The sequence below is a fragment of the Sinorhizobium sp. 22678 genome (assembly GCF_052044265.1).
Lineage (GTDB): Bacteria > Pseudomonadota > Alphaproteobacteria > Rhizobiales > Rhizobiaceae > Sinorhizobium > Sinorhizobium meliloti_A.
On the sequence record NZ_JBQEMS010000001.1, the window covers coordinates 211529 to 229713 of the forward strand.

General features: G+C 63.4%; 15 protein-coding genes. 2 read left to right on the plus strand and 13 right to left on the minus strand.

Going from position 1 to position 18185, the window contains the following annotated elements; all coding sequences use genetic code 11:
• Positions 1–33: 33 nt before the first annotated feature.
• From recN to ACTJKL_RS01250, 7 genes are all read right to left on the minus strand, one after another.
• Positions 34–1707 (minus strand): DNA repair protein RecN, encoded by a 1674-nt coding sequence (gene recN / locus ACTJKL_RS01220; RefSeq protein ID WP_440851972.1) that lies wholly within the window; start codon positions 1705–1707, stop codon positions 34–36.
• Between the two features lie 36 nt (positions 1708–1743).
• Positions 1744–2610 (minus strand): outer membrane protein assembly factor BamD, encoded by an 867-nt coding sequence (locus ACTJKL_RS01225; protein ID WP_018095445.1) that lies wholly within the window; start codon positions 2608–2610, stop codon positions 1744–1746.
• Positions 2611–2875: 265 nt separating this feature from the next.
• Positions 2876–3829, minus strand: coding sequence for a UDP-3-O-acyl-N-acetylglucosamine deacetylase (gene lpxC / locus ACTJKL_RS01230; protein WP_018095446.1), 954 nt, complete (start codon positions 3827–3829; stop codon positions 2876–2878).
• Positions 3830–4255: 426 nt separating this feature from the next.
• Complete coding sequence (gene ftsZ, locus ACTJKL_RS01235; RefSeq protein WP_440851973.1) at positions 4256–6025, minus strand: cell division protein FtsZ; 1770 nt, start codon at positions 6023–6025, stop codon at positions 4256–4258.
• 94 nt (positions 6026–6119) lie between these two features.
• A complete protein-coding gene (ftsA, locus tag ACTJKL_RS01240; RefSeq protein WP_440851974.1) occupies positions 6120–7448 on the minus strand; it encodes a cell division protein FtsA in 1329 nt (442 codons plus the stop codon).
• Complete coding sequence (ftsQ, locus tag ACTJKL_RS01245) at positions 7445–8374, minus strand: cell division protein FtsQ (protein ID WP_018095449.1); 930 nt, start codon at positions 8372–8374, stop codon at positions 7445–7447. The genes ftsA and ftsQ overlap by 4 nt, the downstream gene beginning before the upstream one ends.
• Positions 8362–9288: a D-alanine--D-alanine ligase gene (locus ACTJKL_RS01250; RefSeq protein WP_440851975.1), complete on the minus strand. Its 927-nt coding sequence runs from the start codon at positions 9286–9288 to the stop codon at positions 8362–8364. Before ACTJKL_RS01250 ends, ftsQ begins: the two co-directional genes overlap by 13 nt.
• On the opposite strand from ACTJKL_RS01250, the gene ACTJKL_RS01255 reads away from it, so the two are divergent.
• The gene (locus ACTJKL_RS01255) at positions 9274–9486 is read left to right on the plus strand and encodes a hypothetical protein (RefSeq protein ID WP_157813664.1); all 213 of its coding nucleotides are present in this window, start codon (positions 9274–9276) and stop codon (positions 9484–9486) included. The two genes, ACTJKL_RS01250 and ACTJKL_RS01255, sit on opposite strands and share 15 nt — an antisense overlap.
• A gap of 112 nt (positions 9487–9598) precedes the next feature.
• Here ACTJKL_RS01255 and aqpZ read toward each other — a convergent pair whose 3' ends face one another.
• Positions 9599–10285 carry an aquaporin Z gene (aqpZ, locus tag ACTJKL_RS01260; RefSeq protein WP_100671693.1) on the minus strand — a complete coding sequence of 229 codons (687 nt, stop codon included), beginning with the start codon at positions 10283–10285 and terminating at the stop codon, positions 9599–9601.
• Between the two features lie 401 nt (positions 10286–10686).
• On the opposite strand from aqpZ, the gene ACTJKL_RS01265 reads away from it, so the two are divergent.
• Positions 10687–11997 carry an MFS transporter gene (locus tag ACTJKL_RS01265; RefSeq protein ID WP_440851976.1) on the plus strand — a complete coding sequence of 437 codons (1311 nt, stop codon included), beginning with the start codon at positions 10687–10689 and terminating at the stop codon, positions 11995–11997.
• Between the two features lie 73 nt (positions 11998–12070).
• On the opposite strand, the gene murB is transcribed toward ACTJKL_RS01265, so the two are convergent.
• From murB to murD, 5 genes are read right to left on the minus strand one after another with little or no spacing between them, the layout of a single operon-like run.
• Complete coding sequence (gene murB, locus ACTJKL_RS01270) at positions 12071–13045, minus strand: UDP-N-acetylmuramate dehydrogenase (RefSeq protein ID WP_018095453.1); 975 nt, start codon at positions 13043–13045, stop codon at positions 12071–12073.
• Entirely contained in the window at positions 13042–14457 is a 1416-nt protein-coding gene (murC, locus tag ACTJKL_RS01275; protein WP_018095454.1) for a UDP-N-acetylmuramate--L-alanine ligase, read from the minus strand. The genes murB and murC overlap by 4 nt, the downstream gene beginning before the upstream one ends.
• Positions 14454–15578 carry an undecaprenyldiphospho-muramoylpentapeptide beta-N-acetylglucosaminyltransferase gene (murG, locus tag ACTJKL_RS01280; RefSeq protein ID WP_324762018.1) on the minus strand — a complete coding sequence of 375 codons (1125 nt, stop codon included), beginning with the start codon at positions 15576–15578 and terminating at the stop codon, positions 14454–14456. Before murG ends, murC begins: the two co-directional genes overlap by 4 nt.
• 3 nt (positions 15579–15581) lie before the next feature.
• On the minus strand, positions 15582–16736 hold the full coding sequence (gene ftsW / locus ACTJKL_RS01285; RefSeq protein WP_440851977.1) for a putative lipid II flippase FtsW: 1155 nt from the start codon (positions 16734–16736) through the stop codon (positions 15582–15584).
• Between the two features lie 57 nt (positions 16737–16793).
• A complete protein-coding gene (gene murD, locus ACTJKL_RS01290; RefSeq protein ID WP_440851978.1) occupies positions 16794–18185 on the minus strand; it encodes a UDP-N-acetylmuramoyl-L-alanine--D-glutamate ligase in 1392 nt (463 codons plus the stop codon).

Genomic DNA, 18185 nt, shown 5'->3' on the forward strand with positions numbered 1-18185 from the left:
AGGGTAACCGACACGAAGAAAAGTGAGGGCTATTCAACCGTTGCCGGCGAGCAATCGCGCAGCCGCAGCCCTTGCCTCCTCGGTAATCGAGGCGCCGGCGAGCATGCGGGCGATCTCTTCCGTGCGTGCCGCTTCGTCCATGCGGGCGACGCGGGTCGCGATCATCTCGGTCTTTTCCGCGGAGGGCCCCTTCGAAATCAGGAGATGCGTCGCCGCACGCGCGGCAACCTGCGGCGCATGGGTGACGGAAAGCACCTGCACGGTTTTCGAAAGTCGCTTCAGGCGCTGGCCGATCGCATCCGCCACGGCGCCGCCGACGCCGGTATCGATCTCGTCGAAGACGAGCGTCGGCGCCGACCCGCGGTCGGCAAGCGCCACTTTCAGCGCCAGCAGGAAGCGCGAGAGCTCGCCACCCGAAGCGACCTTCATGATCGGCCCCGGCCTGGTGCCGGGATTGGTCTGGACGTGGAATTCGACCGCATCGATCCCGTCGGCCGTCGGCGATCCCGGGTCGCTCGTCACCTCCACCATGAAGCGGGCGCGTTCGAGCTTCAGCGCAGGCAGTTCTTCCATGACGGCGGCCGAAAGCGCAGCAGCCGTATTGTGGCGCTTCTCGGAAAGCGAGCGGGCCGCAACGTCGAAGGCCGCTCTGGCCTCGGCGACCTGTATTTCCAGATGCTTCAGCTTCTCCTCGCCGGCGTCGAGATCGGCAAGATCTGCGATCATCCGCGCGGCAAGTGCCGGCAGTTCGGTGACGGGAACCGAATATTTGCGGCTCGCGGCCCGCAGAGCAAAAAGCCGCTCCTCGACGCGCTCGAGTTCCTTCGGATCGAATTCCGTGTTGCGGAGCGCGCGCTCGACCGCCATCTGGGCATCCGCGAGCTGGTTCAGCGCCCCGTCCAGAAGCTCGACCGTCTCTTCGAGCAGGCCGGGTGCCTCATGGCTCTTGCGTTCGAGCCGCCGGACGAGCGACGCGATGAGCGGTACCGGCGAGGCGTTGCCGTTCAGAAACTCGGATGCCTCGCTGATGTCTCCGGCAATGCGCTCGACCTTCATCATGCGGGCCCGGCTCTCGGCGAGTTCCTCCTCTTCGCCGTCGCGTGGCGAAAGCGTCTCGAGTTCCTCGACGGAGGAACGCAGATAGTCCGCCTCGCGGGCTGCTGCCTCCACCTTCTCGCGGTGTTTCTTCAGACCGCGCTCGGCATCCTTCCAGCCGCGATAGAAGGTCGCGACGTCTTCCGCAGCTTCGGTCGTGCCGCCGAAAGCGTCGAGCAGCGTGCGGTGCGCGTCGGTGTCGACAAGCGCCCGATCGTCGTGCTGGCCGTGAATTTCAACGAGCGTCTGGCCGACCTGCCGCATCAGCTGGACGCTCACCGGCTGGTCGTTGATGAACGCCTTGGTGCGGCCGTCGGCCGATTGCACACGGCGGAAGATCAGATCGCCGTCGTCGTCGATGCCGTTCTCGCGCAGGAAGAGCCGCGCCGCATGGCCGGCGGGAACGTCGAAGACAGCGGTAACCTGGCCCCTGTCCTCGCCGTGACGCACGAGCGAACCGTCGCCGCGGCCGCCCAGCGCGAGCGACAGACTGTCGAGAAGGATGGATTTGCCCGCGCCGGTTTCGCCGGTCAGCACCGAAAGCCCGGCATCGAAGCTGAGGTCAAGCCGTTCGATCAGGACGATATCGCGGATCGCGAGCTGGGCGAGCATCCGGTTTCATATCTTCGTTGTCGGGCGCCGGGAAAATCACGCGCCGATGAGGTTCTTTCCCGCGCGCGCGATCCAGGACGTGCCGGTTTCGCGCGGCTCAAGCCCGCCGGATTGCAGCAGCTTGTAGGAGTCGGCATACCATTGGCTGTCGGGGTAGTTATGCCCGAGAACCGCTGCCGCCGTCTGGGCTTCCCCAGTCACGCCCATCGCATAATAGGCTTCGACGAGACGGGCGAGCGCTTCCTCGACCTGATTGGTGGTCGGATATCGCTCAACGACGGTGCGGAAGCGTGAAATCGCCGCAAGATATTCCTTGCGCTCGAGATAATAGCGGCCGACCTGCATCTCCTTGCCGGCGAGCTGGTCGCGTGCAAAGCGGATCTTTGCCTGCGCATCGTCGACATATTCGGAGTCCGGATACTTGTCGACGACGACCTGCATCGCCTCGATCGCCTTTGCCGCAGGTCTTTGATCCTGCGTCACCGACGGAATCTGCTTCGTATAGGCAAGGCCCTGGATATATTGCGCGTAGGCCGCGTCTTCCGACTGCGGATAAAGGTTCAGATAACGGTTGGTCGAGTTGATCGCGTCCTGATACTGGCCGTTGCGATAGGAAACGAATGCATTCATGACCAGCGCTTTGCGGGCATATTCGGAGAACGGATGCTGCTTGTCGATCGCCTCGAACTTCCGCGCCGCTTCCGTCGTCTTGCCGGCGTTCAGGTTTGCGAGGCCCTGGTTGTAGAGCACGTCCGGCGGATCGGTCTCGGCCGTGAGTTTGGTGATGTCGATGTCCGGATCGTTCTGGCAGGCCGTGATCAGACTGGAGCCGGCGATAGCCGCAAGAACGACCGCGGCGACGCGCGCTGATCTTCTTATGTCGACAGAAACTGCAAGAACCATCGGATATTCCCGTTTCACTCAGCGCCCAGCATCGCGCCAGACTTGCGCGTTTTAGAGCAAGTTACCTCAAGACCGCAACGTCATGATCGGCAATTCATGCAAATTTGTGGCGCCCTGCAGGGCTGCACCCCTTTTCAGATGTGTAAAGCGCCTCTGGCACCGTGAAAATCGGTGCCGAAGAACACGCGTTACTCGGGGCAACGATCGAATCATCATAAAAATGCCGGCCTTTCGGCCGGCGACTGGAGAAGAATGTCCTATGCCGTCAGGCGGACCAGGGCGCGAAGCCCGGCGCGGCAACCGCCACCATGTCCCGCGAACGGGTGCGCTGACGCGGCGTTGCCGTTTCCACCACCTCATAGGCGGTCGGATCGCTGAGCAATGCCTTGAGGGCATTGGCATTCATCCGGTGCCCGCCGCGATAGGAGCGGTAGCAGCCGAGGAAGGGAGCGCCCGCCAGCGAAAGATCGCCTACGGCGTCGAGGGTCTTGTGGCGGACGAACTCGTCCGTATACCGCAGTCCCTCCACATTGATGACCGCGTTGTCGTCCGAGATTACCACGGAGTTTTCGAGTGACGAGCCGAGCGCGAAACCGCCTGCCCAAAGGCGCTCCACATCGCGCATGAAGCCGAAAGTACGCGCCCGCGACAGCTCCCGTTTGAAAACGGAAGGCGTCATGTCGCCCTTCCATGCCTGACGGCCGATCAGCGGGCAGTCGAAATCGATCTCGACTTCGAAGCGCATGCCGTCATAGGGCGTGAATTCCGACCAGGAAGCGCCCGATTCGATACGCACCGGCTTTAGGATGCGGATATAGCGGCGCTTCTCGGCAAGCGATTGAATACCTGCCTGCTCGATCGCCTCGATAAAGGGGGCGGAGCTGCCATCCATGATCGGCATTTCGGCGCCATGCACCTCGATCGACAGGTTGTCGAGGCCGAGCGCGTAGACCGCCGCCATGACATGCTCGATCGTCGCGATCGAGGTCGCCGGCGAGAGGCCAAGGACGGTGCACAGATCGGTGTTGCCGACCTGCGAAGAGACGGCCCGGAATTCGCTCACCCGGCCGCCGGCAAGCACACGCTGGAACACGATCCCGGCGTCGGCATCGGCCGGCTGGAAGGTGATCTCGACTTCCGCACCGGAGTGAACGCCAATTCCCTTGAGGGTTATCGGGTTTGCAATCGTCGTCTGAAACCCGAGCAGTTCGATTCCCATTCTCGTCACTTTCAATCAAGGCGGCCTTCGGCCAAAATCCTAGAGGGTGCCACGTTGCTCAAGACACAAGACGAAGTACCGGGATCCCGCGCCAGTCGGCGGAAATCTCGTCTTCGAACTAACAGCGCCCGATCGAATCGTATGCGTCCCCAATTCCGATGATGAAAATAAGAGTTTGGAGACACCATTCCAAATCACTGTTCGTTTCGGTTTGTTACGCAATTCATATGCGCGCAATGCAAATGATAAGCATCTGATTTCCCGCGGGAAATCGAAAAATGCCCGGGCTGGCGCCCGGGCATCGGCAAGGTGAAGGAACAGTCTCCGCATGTTTCCTCGAACCGGAGCCGGCTCAGGAAAAACTGCGGCGACTGAAAGTACCACGGCGACGTTGCGCGTCCGATCGGACGCACGGCGCCGCAGGTATCAGCTCGACTGGCGGCGCAGGAACGCCGGAATTTCGAGCTGATCGTCTTCATGCGACCGCATCTGAGGCGCAGCGCGACCGTGATCGTCGAGCTGGCCGCGACGCGGCGCATAGAGGCTGGCTTCCGGCGAAAGCGGCCGGCGCTGTTGCGAGGCGGCGCTTGGTGCGGCGGCGGTCATGTCGGACGAGACATTCGTCGCTTCCCGTTCACGCAGCCCGAGCGAGCTCGTGATCCGGTTCAGGAGTCCCATCGGTCCGCGTTCCTCCTGATGCACAGGCGCCGGCTGCGTCCGGTGATCCATTTCCGCCTTCACGACCGGCGGAAAGTCCTCAACCTTCGGCATGCGTACCGGCTGGGCCTGCTGCCGCACGACCGGGGTGGGCTCCTGCCGGACCGGCTGTGCCTGCATCTGCGGCTGAACGGGCGCCTGCATCTCGACCGGGCGCGGTGCCGGCTGCGCCGGCCGCATGACCGGTGCGGCCTCCGCCGGAGCGACGCCTGCGAAAAGCTTGCTCTGCGGACGGAAGGTCTCTTCCTGCAGTTGGGGCTGCGGCTGCGGTGCGGCGACCTGGGTGCGCGCAGCGATGTCGAGTTCGCGCTCCATTTCGGCTTCGCGAATGGCGAGCGCGATGTGGTCGACATTCTGCTGCTGCTGGAGCGGCTGCTGCACCGGCTGCGGCTGCGGGGCCGGCTGCAGCGAAACAGTCGGCTGCGGCTGGGCCGGAACGGCGGCGGACGGGCGGACGATCGGCTTCGGCGCTACCGGACGAAAGTCGGCGGAGCGGCCGGCCACCTCCGCGGCCGTGCGGTCGATGCCGGTCGCGACGACCGAAACCCGAATGAGGCCTTCGAGTTCCTCGTCGAAGGTCGCACCGAGAATGATGTTGGCGTCCGGATCGACCTCCTCGCGGATACGCGTCGCAGCCTCATCCACCTCGAAGAGCGTGAGGTCGCGTCCACCGGTGATGGAGATGAGCAGGCCTTGAGCGCCCTTCATCGAGGTTTCGTCGAGCAGCGGGTTGGCGATCGCAGCTTCCGCAGCGGCCATTGCGCGGCCTTCGCCGGAGGCTTCGCCCGTACCCATCATGGCGCGGCCCATTTCGCGCATCACCGAACGGACGTCGGCGAAGTCGAGGTTGATGAGGCCTTCCTTGACCATGAGGTCGGTGATGCAGGCGACGCCGGAATAAAGAACCTGATCGGCCATGGCGAAGGCGTCCGCGAAGGTCGTCTTGTCATTGGCGATGCGGAAGAGGTTCTGGTTCGGGATGACGATCAGGGTGTCGACCGACTTCTGAAGATCGGAAATACCCTGGTCGGCGATCCGCATGCGGCGTCCGCCTTCGAAATGGAACGGCTTGGTGACGACGCCGACGGTGAGGATACCCTTGTTGCGGGCAGCCTGGGCGACGATCGGAGCAGCGCCCGTGCCGGTGCCGCCGCCCATGCCGGCGGTGACGAAGCACATATGCGTGCCCTGCAGGTGATCGATGATCTCGTCGATGCATTCTTCAGCGGCCGCACGGCCGACTTCCGGCTGCGAGCCGGCACCAAGACCTTCGGTGACGGCGACACCCATCTGGATGATCCGCTCGGCCTTGGTCATGGTGAGTGCCTGGGCATCCGTGTTGGCGACGACGAAATCGACGCCCTGGAGCCCGGCGGTGATCATGTTGTTGACGGCGTTGCCGCCGCCGCCGCCGACGCCGAAGACCGTGATACGCGGCTTCAGCTCGGTAATGTCCGGCTTCTGCAAGTTGATGGCCATAGTCCTGTTCCTTCTCTTTCCCTGGCCGCCTTGCCGAGCCGGCCAATTCCTTCAAACTCGAACACCTGTCCCGTTCGGCGCTATGCCGAGCGGTCTAGAAACTTTCTTTCAGCCATTGCCCCATGCGGGCGAAACGGCTGTTGCCGCCGAGGGTGGAGAACATGCCGCTGCCGGCGGCATGCGTCTCGAGGTCGGCGAGCTGAGGGTAGATCATCAGCCCGACGGCCGTGGAGAAGGCCGGGCCCTTGGCAGCGGCCGGCAGTCCGGATACGCCGAGCGGGCGGCCGATGCGGACATTGCGTGCAAGGATGCGCCGCGCCGCTTCCGGCAGGCCTGTCAACTGGCTGGCTCCCCCCGTCAATACGATCCGCTTGCCGACGATCGGGCTGAAACCGGACCGCTGGATACGGTCGCGTATGAGTTCCAGCGTCTCTTCGATGCGAGCGCGAACGATGCGCGAGACCAGAGCGCGCGGCACGTGTGTCGGCTGGTCGCGGTCGTCTTCGCCGATCGGCGGAACCGAAATGATATCGCGCTCGTCCGCGCTGTTCGGAAGCGCCGAACCGTGCACGACCTTCAGGCGCTCGGCATCCTCGATGCGGGTGGACAGGCCGCGCGCAAGATCGGTCGTGACATGGTGGCCGCCAAGCCCGACGGCATCCGCATGGACGAGCTTGCCTTCGGCGAAAACCGAGATCGTCGTCGTACCGCCGCCCATGTCGATGGCCGCACATCCGAGCTCGACCTCGTCATCCACGAGTGCCGCAAGGCCGCTGGCATAGGGCGTCGCGACCATGCCCTCGACCGAGAGGTGAGCGCGGTTGACGCAGAGCTCAAGGTTCTTCAGTGCGGGCCGCTCCGCCGTCAGCACATGCATGTCGACGCCGAGAACGTCACCGAACATCGCCAGCGGGTCGCGGATGCCGCGCTCGCCGTCGAGCGAGAAGCCTGTCGGCAGAGAGTGCAGGATGGCACGATCGGTGCGCAGCGACTGGTGACCCGCGGCAGCGAGTACCTTCTTCAGATCGTTCGCCTCGACCTCCTGCCCGCCGAGATCGATCGTCGCGGTATAGACGTCGCTCTGCAGGCGGCCGGCGGAAACATTCACGATGAGGCTGTCTATGGTCAGTCCCGCCATGCGCTCGGCTGCATCGACCGCAAGCCGGACGACACTTTCGACCGCGTCGAGATCGGCGATGACGCCATTCTTGACGCCCCGCGACTTCTGGTGACCGATGCCGATGACCTCGATGCTGTGCGTGCGCCCGGGCAGGATCTGGCTCTCGGCACGCGGCGTCAGGCGGCCGATCATGCATACCACCTTGGTCGAGCCGATATCGAGCACCGACACGACATGCGACCGCTTCGAGGGCAAGGGTTTCAGACGCGGAAGGCCGAAATTGGCGGATCCGAACAAACTCATATCCGCTTCTCCTGGGCTTTCAGCATTTTCTCCCTCGCCTTGAGTGCGACTTCCCGGCGCTTCACGGCTTCCGGCGTCAGCTGTACGGTCGTGCGGTCTTCGAGCCTGAGATCGACGGCGGCGATGTCGCGCTCCAGCAACTGATGCGTGTCTTGCATACCGGCGAGCACGCTCATCGCGCGCGCAACATCCTTTTCCGGAAGCTTCACGACGACGCCGTTGTTGAGCCGCAGATCCCAGCGACGCCCGGCCACGCGCACGAAGGCCTTGACGCGGGAGCGGAACTCCGGCCAGCGGGAAAATTCATCGTAGAACGCGGCCGCCGCCGTCTCCGCGTCGCGGCCGACGAAAAGCGGCAGGCTGGCGAACTTGTTGTCCCTGAGCGGCGCGATGACGCTGCCGCTACGCTCTATCAGGGAGAGATCCGATCCGTGCTGCCAGATACCGAAGGCTTCGCGCTCCTTGAGAACGACCTCGATCGTACCCGGATAGATCTTGCGCACCGTGACGGTCTCCACCCAGGGCAGTTCGCCGATAAGCCGACGCGCCTCCTCGATGTCGAGCGCCACCAGTGACGTCGTGCCGTCCAGGCCGAGCTGCTGGAGAATGTCGATCTCGGAGGTCTGCGCGTTGCCGGAAACGCGGACGTCCTCGATCGCGAAGCCGGCGGCAGTCGTCGAGACCTGCGCGAAACTCTGCGTGTGGCCGCCGAGCGACATGCCGTAAAGGCCCGTGGCCACCATGAAAGCTGCGGCGGAAACTGTTCCGGTATGATTCGGGAAGCGGATTCGACCGGCGCCAAGGCTGATCAGAAAGCGCACGCCCTTGCGCAGCGGCCGCGGCAGGACGAACGCTTCATCCGCCTCGGCGACAGCGCCGGCCGGGTAACGAACCCTCTTGCCCCTTCTGCCCCTCAGCGCAAGCACGACGCGTCCTCCACCATCCACCTGAGAAATTCACCGAACTGAAGACCCGCATGCTGCGCCATTTCGGGCACCAGGGACGTTGGGGTCATGCCGGGTTGGGTGTTGATCTCGAGCCAGATCAACTCGCCCTCACCATCCCCACGATCGTCGAAACGAAAGTCGGACCGGCTGACGCCGCGGCAACCAATCGCCTCATGCGCCTTCAACGCCAGTGTTTGTATTCTTTGGTAAATATTTGGTGAAATCTGTGCAGGTATGACGTGCTTCGAACCACCTTTTACGTATTTCGAGTCGTAATCGTAGAAGGCGTGCCCCTGCGGGATGATTTCAGTGACGCCGAGGGCGACATCGCCCATGACACCGCAGGTGAATTCGCGTCCGGCAATATAGCGCTCGACCATGACGCGGTCGCCGTAGCGCCACTCGCTTGAGGTGATCACCTGAGGCGGATGCGACTGATCCTCCTTGACGATCACCACCCCGAAGCTCGACCCCTCGCGGACCGGCTTCACCACATAGGGCGGCTTCATCGGATGCTGATTGCCGAAGCTGCGCCGGTCCATGACCAGCGCCTCGGCAACCGGGATGCCGGCAGCCTTGGCGACATGCTTTGCCTGGTCTTTATCCATGGCCAGCGCCGAAGCCAGGACGCCCGAATGGGTATAGGGGATCTCGAGATATTCGAGAATGCCCTGGATCGTCCCGTCTTCGCCGAACGGCCCATGAAGCGCATTGAAGACGACATCCGGGCGCAATTCCTGAAGAACCGCTGCGACGTCGCGACCGACATCGACGCGCGTGACGCGATAGCCTTCCGCCTCCAGGGCATCCGCGCAAGCCGTCCCCGAAGACAGGCTCACCGGCCTCTCCGAGGAAAATCCGCCCAACAGGACAGCAACATGCTTGCTGCTCATTCAAACCCCCAAACAATACGCCACTATCGCGAAGCTTGCTTGCACCTGGCTGATTTCGAAGCCTCGATTCGCGTGACCGCCGCGTGGAACCACTACAACGACATTATGGTTAATGAAGTGTTTACTTTGGTTAACTCTCGCCGCGAAACGCGCTTCGGCGAAACCCGCCAAGAATCAATCAGAGACAAGATTTCCTAGCTGAATCAGAGCTTTCTGTGGCTTGCAAGGGAAATAATCTTAGGAAAGGCAGAGCCCGCCTGCGTGTGCAGGCGGGCTCTACATGGTCTTACGTGGCGCTATCTTTCCCGATCTAGCTATCGTCGCCGACGATTTTCCATACGATTCCGGCAATGGCTGCACCGATCAGCGGTGCGACCCAGAAGAGCCAGAGCTGGGAAATGGCCCAGTCGCCGACGAACAGCGCCTGTCCGGTCGATCGGGCCGGATTTACGGAGGTGTTGGTGACGGGGATCGAGACGAGGTGAATCAAGGTCAGCCCCAGGCCGATGGCGATGGGCGCGAAGCCCACAGGCACGCGGCCATGCGTCGAGCCAAGAATGATGAGCAGGAAAAAGGCGGTCATGACGACCTCGGTGACGAGAGCCGCCGTCAATGAGTAGCCGCCCGGAGAATGTTCGCCGTAACCATTGGCGGCAAAACCGCCAAGCTGGAAATCGGCCTTGCCGCTGGCGATCACGTAGAGCACGGCAGCTGCGGCGATCGCGCCGGCGACCTGCGCGATGATGTAACCGACGAGGCTCGCCGGCGGCATTCTGCCGGCTACGGCAAGTCCGACCGATACCGCCGGATTGAAATGGCCGCCGGAAATTCCGCCGACCGCATAGGCCATGGTCAGCACCGTAAGGCCGAAGGCAAAGGAGACCCCGAGCAGGCCGATGCCGACCTCCGGGAAGGCAGCGGAAAGTACGGCGCTGCCGCACCCACCGAGAACGAGCCAGAAAGTACCGAGAAATTCCGCAGAGAGCTTTCTGAACATGAATATTCCCCCAAATCGAAGCAAAACGCTTCGCCGGCGAGAGTTCTCCAGTATTCGATTCTCGTCAAGCAGGAGATGTATTTCCTGGCGATGCCCGCAATACGGGAAGCCCTGAATTCATGTAAGTGGGCATGTCGACCCCTCGAGCACACCGGGGCGATGCGCCGGTGGAATATTGCTGCGCCGGCAAGCGCATTTAGTTCGCATTTCTTACGAAATCGGACTTTCTCGATGTGAAAACTTGCGCTAAGAACCGGCCGCCCGCCTCCCAAGACGGCATAACCGCCAGATCATTTTTTTGCGTCCATGGGACAGCGAACTGATCTAACCCTCTGAAACTACGCAATTCCGGCGGGGGAGAGTTTACTCGCTTTCCCGCGAATTGCCACAGGAACGAACCAATGACAGACGCGACAACCTCGCTGTCGCCGCAGGATGGTGCGTTGCATCGGCAGGCCGTGAACTCCCCTGCCCGGGTGCTGTTCGCCAGCCTGGTCGGCACCACGATCGAATTCTTCGACTTCTATGTCTATGCGACCGCAGCGGTAATCATCTTCCCGCACCTTTTCTTCCCTGCAGCCGATCCGACCTCGGCAATGCTGCAGTCCCTTGCCACCTTTTCGATCGCCTTCTTCGCCCGCCCGCTCGGCGCCGTGATCTTCGGTCACTTCGGCGACAGGATCGGCCGGAAGGCGACGCTCGTCGCCGCGCTGATGACCATGGGCATTTCCACGGTCATCATCGGCCTGTTGCCCACCTATTCGACGATCGGCGTCGTGGCACCGCTGCTGCTTGCCCTTTGCCGTTTCGGTCAGGGCCTCGGCCTCGGCGGCGAATGGGGCGGCGCGGTGTTGCTCGCCACCGAGAATGCGCCCGAAGGCAAGCGGAGCTGGTACGCCATGTTCCCGCAGCTGGGCGCGCCGATCGGCTTCATCCTGTCGGCAGGAACCTTCCTCATCCTCGGCGAAGTCATGAGCGAAGAGGCCTTCTTCGCCTGGGGCTGGCGCGTCCCCTTCATCGCCAGCGTGCTGCTCGTGATCGTCGGCCTCTATGTCCGCCTGAAGATCACCGAAACGCCGGAATTCCAGAAGGCGATCGACAAGCACGAGCGTGTCGAGGTGCCGGTCGCGGCGATCTTCCGCTCGCACAAGCGAAGCCTCGTACTCGGCACCTTCGTGGCGCTCGCGACCTTCGTCCTGTTCTATTTGATGACCGTCTTCTCGCTCTCCTGGGGCACGACCAAGCTCGGCTATTCGCGCGAACAGTTCCTGCTCGTACAGATGACGGGCGTCGTCTTCTTCGGTCTGATGATCCCGGTCTCCGGCATACTTTCGGACCGCTTCGGCCGACGCCTCGTGCTGGTGCTGACGACGATCGGCATCGGCGTTTTCGGCCTCTTCATGGCACCGCTTCTGTCATCCGGTCTCGGCGGGGCCTTCGTCTTCTCGATCGTCGGCCTCGGCCTGATGGGCCTCACCTACGGGCCGATCGGCGCGGCGCTGGCGGCCCCCTTCCCGACGGCGGTGCGCTATACCGGCGCCTCGATGACCTTCAACCTCGCCGGCATCTTCGGCGCGTCGCTGGCGCCCTATATCGCCACCTGGCTCGCGACCAATTACAGCCTCGGCCATGTCGGCTACTATCTGCTGGCGGCGGCATCGATCACGCTCGTCTGCCTGCTTCTTTCGAACGAGGAAGAGGTCTCGGGCTGAGAGATGGAATAATCCGGAAAAAAGGGCCGCGTCGGATATCCGCCGCGGCCTTTTTCTTGGTCCCGATTTCGGATCAGGCCGTGGCGCGGCCGAGGAATTCCCTGATTTCATAGCCCGGCATGAAATTGCCGACCCGCTTGATTTCCCATTCCAGCTTGACGCCGGAATGCTCCATCACCCGCTGGCGCACGGTCTCGCCGAGATATTCGAGCTCGTAGCCAGTCGCCTGTCCGGTATTGATCATGAAATTGCAGTGAAGCGGCGACATCTGGGCATTGCCGATCATCATCCCGCGGCAGCCGGCCTCGTCGATCAGCTTCCAGGCCGAGTGGCCGTCCGGGTTCTTGAACGTGGATCCGCCGGTCTTCTCGCGGATCGGCTGCACCGTTTCGCGATGCTGGCGCACGGCGTCCATGTCGGTGCGGATCTTGGTCTTGTCTTCCGCATAGCCCTCGAAGATCGCATGCGTGAAGATCAGCTCCTTGGCCGCGCCGGAATGGCGGTAGCCGTAGCCCATCTCGGCTTTGCTCAGGACATGCCTGTTGCCCTTGCGGTCGACGGCATGGACCTCGACGACGCGTTCGCTGGTTTCGCCGCTATTGGCGCCGGCGTTCATGCGGAGTGCCCCGCCGATCGAACCGGGAATGCCGTAATAGAAGTAGAAGCCGCCGATACCATGGTCGAGCGCCATGGCGGCGATGTTCTTGTCCGGGCAGATCGCGCCCGCCTTGATGCGGTTTTCACCGGCGAGTTCCAGATCGCCGAAGCCCTTCGCCGAAAGCCGGATGACGACCCCCGGAATACCGCCGTCGCGCACGAGCAGGTTGGAGCCCACGCCGACGACCATTACCGGCACCTCTTCGGGCACCAGCTTCAGGAAGGCGACGAGGTCGTCGGTGTCGTGCGGCTGGAACATGAGCTCGGCGAGACCGCCCGCACGAAACCAGGTAACGCGGTCCATCGGCGCATCGGGCGTGAGACGTCCGCGGATTGCAGCGACGCCGTTTCCGAGCGAATCGAGAAGTTTCTGACCGTTGACCTGTTTCATGCTCGATTTCCTGAAATTTCCGCGAGCTGCTTGGGCAAGGCCGCGGCCCAATAGGTAATGCTGCCAGCTCCCAAGAGAACCACAAAATCGCCCGGCTGTGCAATCTTCGCGATAACAGGCGCCAGTGCCTCCTGTCCGGGGATGTGGCGGGCATCGCGATGGCCGGCAGCCTTGATGCGGTCGACAAGCGCTTCCGAACTGACGCCCTCTATGGCTTCCTCGCCGGCCGCATAGACCGGAGCGAGCAGGATCGTATCGGCGTCGTTGAAGCAGGATGTGAAGTCTTCGAAGAGGCTCGACAGGCGCGAGTAGCGATGCGGCTGGTGGACCGCGACGATGCGCCCCTGGCACGCCTCGCGCGCCGCCCTCAGGACCGCCCTGATCTCGACGGGATGGTGGCCGTAATCGTCGAAGATGCGCGCGCCGTTCCACTCACCCGTCAGAGTAAAGCGGCGTTTCACGCCGCCGAAGGTGGCAAGACCTCTCGCAATGTCCTCGGGCTTGATGCCGAGCCGCTGCGCGACCGCCACGGCAGCCGTGGCGTTGGAGACATTATGGCGTCCGGGCATCGGCAGCCTGAGGTCCTTGATCGCGATCACCTGGCCCGTGCGGCGGCGGCGGATCTCGATATCGAAGATGGAAGTCGCACCGTCCATGCGGATATTGTGGAAGCGCACGTCGGCCTGGGGGTTCTCGCCGTAGGTGACGACCTTCCGGTCCTCGATCTTGCCGACCATGGACTGGACCTCTGGATGGTCGAGACACAGCACGCCAAAACCGTAAAAGGGCACGTTCTCGACGAACTGCCGGAATGCCGCGCGCACGGCGTCGAAATTGCCGTAGTGGTCGAGATGTTCGGGATCGATATTGGTGACGACCGCGATGTCGGCCGGCAGCTTCAGGAACGTGCCGTCGGATTCGTCTGCTTCGACTACCATCCATTCGCCGGCGCCCATGCGCGCATTGGTGCCGTAGGCGTTGATGATGCCGCCGTTGATCACGGTCGGATCGAGGCCGCCCGCATCGAGCAGGGCGGCGACCATCGAGGTCGTCGTCGTCTTGCCATGGGTCCCGCCGATCGCAATTGCATTGCGGAAGCGCATCAGCTCGGCAAGCATCTCGGCACGCCGCACGACCGGCAGGAACTTCTCGCGGGCAGCGATGAGCTCGGGGTTGTCCTTCTTGATCGCCGTCGAGACGACGACCACCTCGGCATCGCCGAGATTTTCCGCTTTGTGCCCGATGGAGACGCTGATGCCCTTTTCCCGCAGACGCTGCACATTGGCGCTGTCGGCCTGGTCGGAACCCTGGACGCGATGGCCGAGATTGTGCAGGACCTCGGCAATACCGCTCATGCCGATGCCGCCGATACCAATGAAATGTACGAGCCCGATCGTCTTCGGCATCTTCATGAGCGTGTTTCCTTGAACTTCGCGACTGTCGAGCCGCTGGCAATAGCCTCTACCAGCAAGGCAAGCAAGCGCGCGGCATCCGGCTTGCCGGTCTGGCGGGCGCCGGCCGCCATCTGCGCCAGCGCATCTGGGTTGCTCATCGCATCCGCAAGGATGCCGGCGAGCCGCTCGGCGCTGAGCTCCACCTGCGCGATCACGCGCGCCCCCCCTTTCGCGGCGAGTGCCGCGGCATTGGCTGCCTGGTCGTGGTCGAGAGCGTAGGGATACGGCACCAGGATCGCCGGGCGTCCGATGACCGAGATTTCCGAAACGGTGGACGCGCCCGAGCGGCATATAACGAGCTGCGCCGAAGCGATCCGACCGGCCATGTCGGTGAAGAAGGGAGATACCTCAGCGGGAACGCCGAGCTTCTCGTAGACCGCGATGACGCCTTCGCGGTCCTCGGGCCGGGCCTGCTGCGTCACCTTCAGCCGCTGGCGCAGCGCGTCGTCGAGCCGGCAGACCGCCTGCGGCACCGTTTTCGAGAAGAATTGCGCGCCCTGGCTGCCGCCGAAGACCACGAGATGAAAGGGCGCATCGCCAGCAGCCGGCGCATAAGGAAGCCCGGCAGCCTTCAGCACCGCCGGACGCACAGGATTTCCGGTCGCCACGGTCTTCGCCGCGAAGGCTCCGGCGCCTTCCGGGAGAAAGCCGCCGGCGACGGCCTTGACCCGCGATGCGAGCATTTTGTTGGCGCGGCCCATCACCGCGTTCTGTTCGTGGATGATCGACGGAATGCCCATGCCCGTGGCCGCAAGCAGCGGCGGCACCGTCGGGTAGCCGCCGAAGCCGACGACGGCCCTGGGCCTAAGCCTGGCAATCAGTCGCCGGGCCGCCCTCAGCCCCGTCCAGAGCTTCCACACCGACCGGGCGAGTTTCATCGGGTTCTTCGAACCGATCGTCGCCGACGGCACGACATGAATCTCGTCGGCCGGGAACTTCCCCGTGAAGCGTTCGGCACGGCTGTCCGTCACCAGATGCACGGAATAGCCCGTCGCTTTCAGCTCATGCGCAAGCGCCTCGGCTGGAAAGAGGTGCCCGCCGGTTCCGCCGGCGGCAAGAAGAATGATGCCTTTATCCATGTCTCACTCCGCCGGCACTCCGACGCCCGATCGAAAGAGGCTGCGCTCGACGGCACGTTTCTCCGGCCGATGACGCGTCAGTGCCAGAATGAACCCCGCCGTCACGCAGATCGCCACCATCGACGACCCGCCATAGGAAATCAGCGGGAGCGTCATGCCCTTGGCCGGAAGCAGCTCGAGATTCACGCCGATATTGATCATCGACTGGATGCCGATTTGCAGAACCAGCCCGGCAACCGCGAATCGATTGAAATCGTTGCGCTCGCGGAAGGCATGATTGAGGCCGCGCATGACCACGAAGGCGAAGATCATGACGATGACCATGCAGAAGACGATGCCGAACTCCTCCGCAGCGACGGAGAAGATGAAGTCCGTATGGCTGTCCGGAATGATGCGCTTCACCACGCCCTCACCAGGGCCGCGGCCGAACCAGTCACCGCGAATGATCGCCTCGCGGGCCGTATCCACCTGGAACGTATCGCCTTCGCCGGTCAGGAACCGGTCGATGCGGCCGGCGACGTGGGGCAGGATGGAATAGGCGGCGAAAAATCCGCCTATCGCCACCGACGCGAGCACGATGATCCAGAGCCATGGCATGCCGGCCATGAAGAACATGCCGCCCCAGACCGCCGCAGTGAGGATGGTCTGGCCGAGGTCGGGCTGGGCAACGAGGAGCGCCCCGACGATACCGAAGAGGAGGATCGACAGCAGATTACCGGGAATTTCCGGCTGCCGCGCATGTTCGGCGAAAAGCCAGGCGCAGACTACGACAAAGGCGGGCTTCATGAATTCCGAGGGCTGTATCGAAATGCCGGCGACCGCCAGCCACCGCCGGGAGCCCTTGACCTCCTGGCCGAAGAACAGAGCCAGCACCATCATCGCCGTGGAGATCACGAGCAGGATGATTGCCGTGCGCCGCACCTGTCGCGGCGAGAGAAAGGAGATGCCGACCATCACCACCAGCGACGGCAGGAGGAAGAGGGCATGGCGCTTGACAAAGTGGAAGCTGTCGAGGCCGAGCCGTTCGGCGACCGGGGGGCTTGCGGCGAAGGAGAGCATGAAGCCCACGCCCATCAGCAGGATGAAGGCGGCGAGAAAAAATCTGTCGATCGTCCAGAACCAGTCGGCCACGGGGCCACGTTCGGCTCGGCTTACCATCAGTCTGTCCCCTTTCCGGGCGCGTACCGCGCCAAAATCCACTACCGGCCGAAGCCGTCAAATCAGCATGCTCACGCCCTCGAGCGCCGCCACATGGCCGACGAAGGCATCTCCGCGCACCTCGAAATTCTTGTACTGGTCGAAGCTTGCGCAAGCCGGGGAAAGCATCACGGCCGCAGGGCCTTGCATGTCCCGCGCCGCATCCGCTGCCGCGTGCGCAACCGCCTTCTCCAGCGTCCCCGAGATTTCGTAGGGCACTGCTTCGCCGAGGGTCGCCGCGAAGGAGGGTGCCGCTTCTCCGATCAGATAGGCCTTTACGATCTTCGGGAAGAACGGCGCCAGTGACGTGATGCCGCCCTCCTTCGGCAGACCGCCGGCGATCCAGTAGATTCGGTCGTAACTCGAAAGCGCCGGGGCTGCAGCCTCTGCATTGGTCGCCTTGCTGTCGTTGACGAAGACGATCTCGCCCTTTTTCGCAACCGGCTGCATCCGGTGCTTGAGGCCCGGAAAGCTCCTGAGGCCGTTCACGATTTCCTTCCCGGAGATGCCGACCGCCAGGCAGGCGGCGATCGCAGCCGCGGCATTCTGGGCATTGTGCCCTCCGCGCAGCGTCTGGATGCCGGCAAGATCGGTAAAGAGCGACGATGCCCCGTCCTGCGCCCGCATCAGCGCCGAGCCTTCGGCATATACGCCCTCGGCAAGCGGATGGCGGCGCGATATGCGCACGACCTTTGTTCCTGCCCGCTCCACCCGATCCGCGATCAGGCTCGAGAGGCTGTCGTCGACGCCGACGACCGCCGTTCCGCTCCCCGCCACCAGACGCTCCTTGATATCCGCATAGTGCTGCATCGTGCCGTGGCGATCCAGATGATCCGGCGTCAGGTTGAGCAGTATCCCGGCGGTCGGGTCGAGCGTGGGCGCAAGGTCGATCTGGTAGGATGAGCATTCGACGACATAGAAGCGCCCTGCTTTCGGCGGATCCAGCGTGAGCACTGCGGTGCCGATATTGCCGCCGAGCTGCGTGTCCCGCCCGCTCGTCCTGAGAATATGGGCGATCAGCGCCGTCGTCGTGGATTTGCCGTTGGTGCCGGTGATGGCGATGAAGGGGCACTCGGGCGCGTGCTTGCGTCGCTCACGCACGAAGAGCTCCACGTCGCCGATGATCTCGACGCCGGCCTGATGCGCGAGATCGACGCTCCAGTGCGGCTTCGGATGCGTCAGCGGCACGCCGGGCGAAAGCACCAAAGCGGCAAAGTCATGCCAGTCGACGCCGCGCAAGTCAGCCGTGCTTATCCCGGCCGCGGCAGCCTTGGCGACGCTGTCAGGATTGTCGTCCCACGCCACGACATCGGCGCCGCCCGAAACGAGTGCCTGAGCCGTCGCGAGCCCCGAGCCGCCAAGCCCGAAGAGTGCGACCTTCCCGCCCTTGAATGAGGTGACCGGGATCAT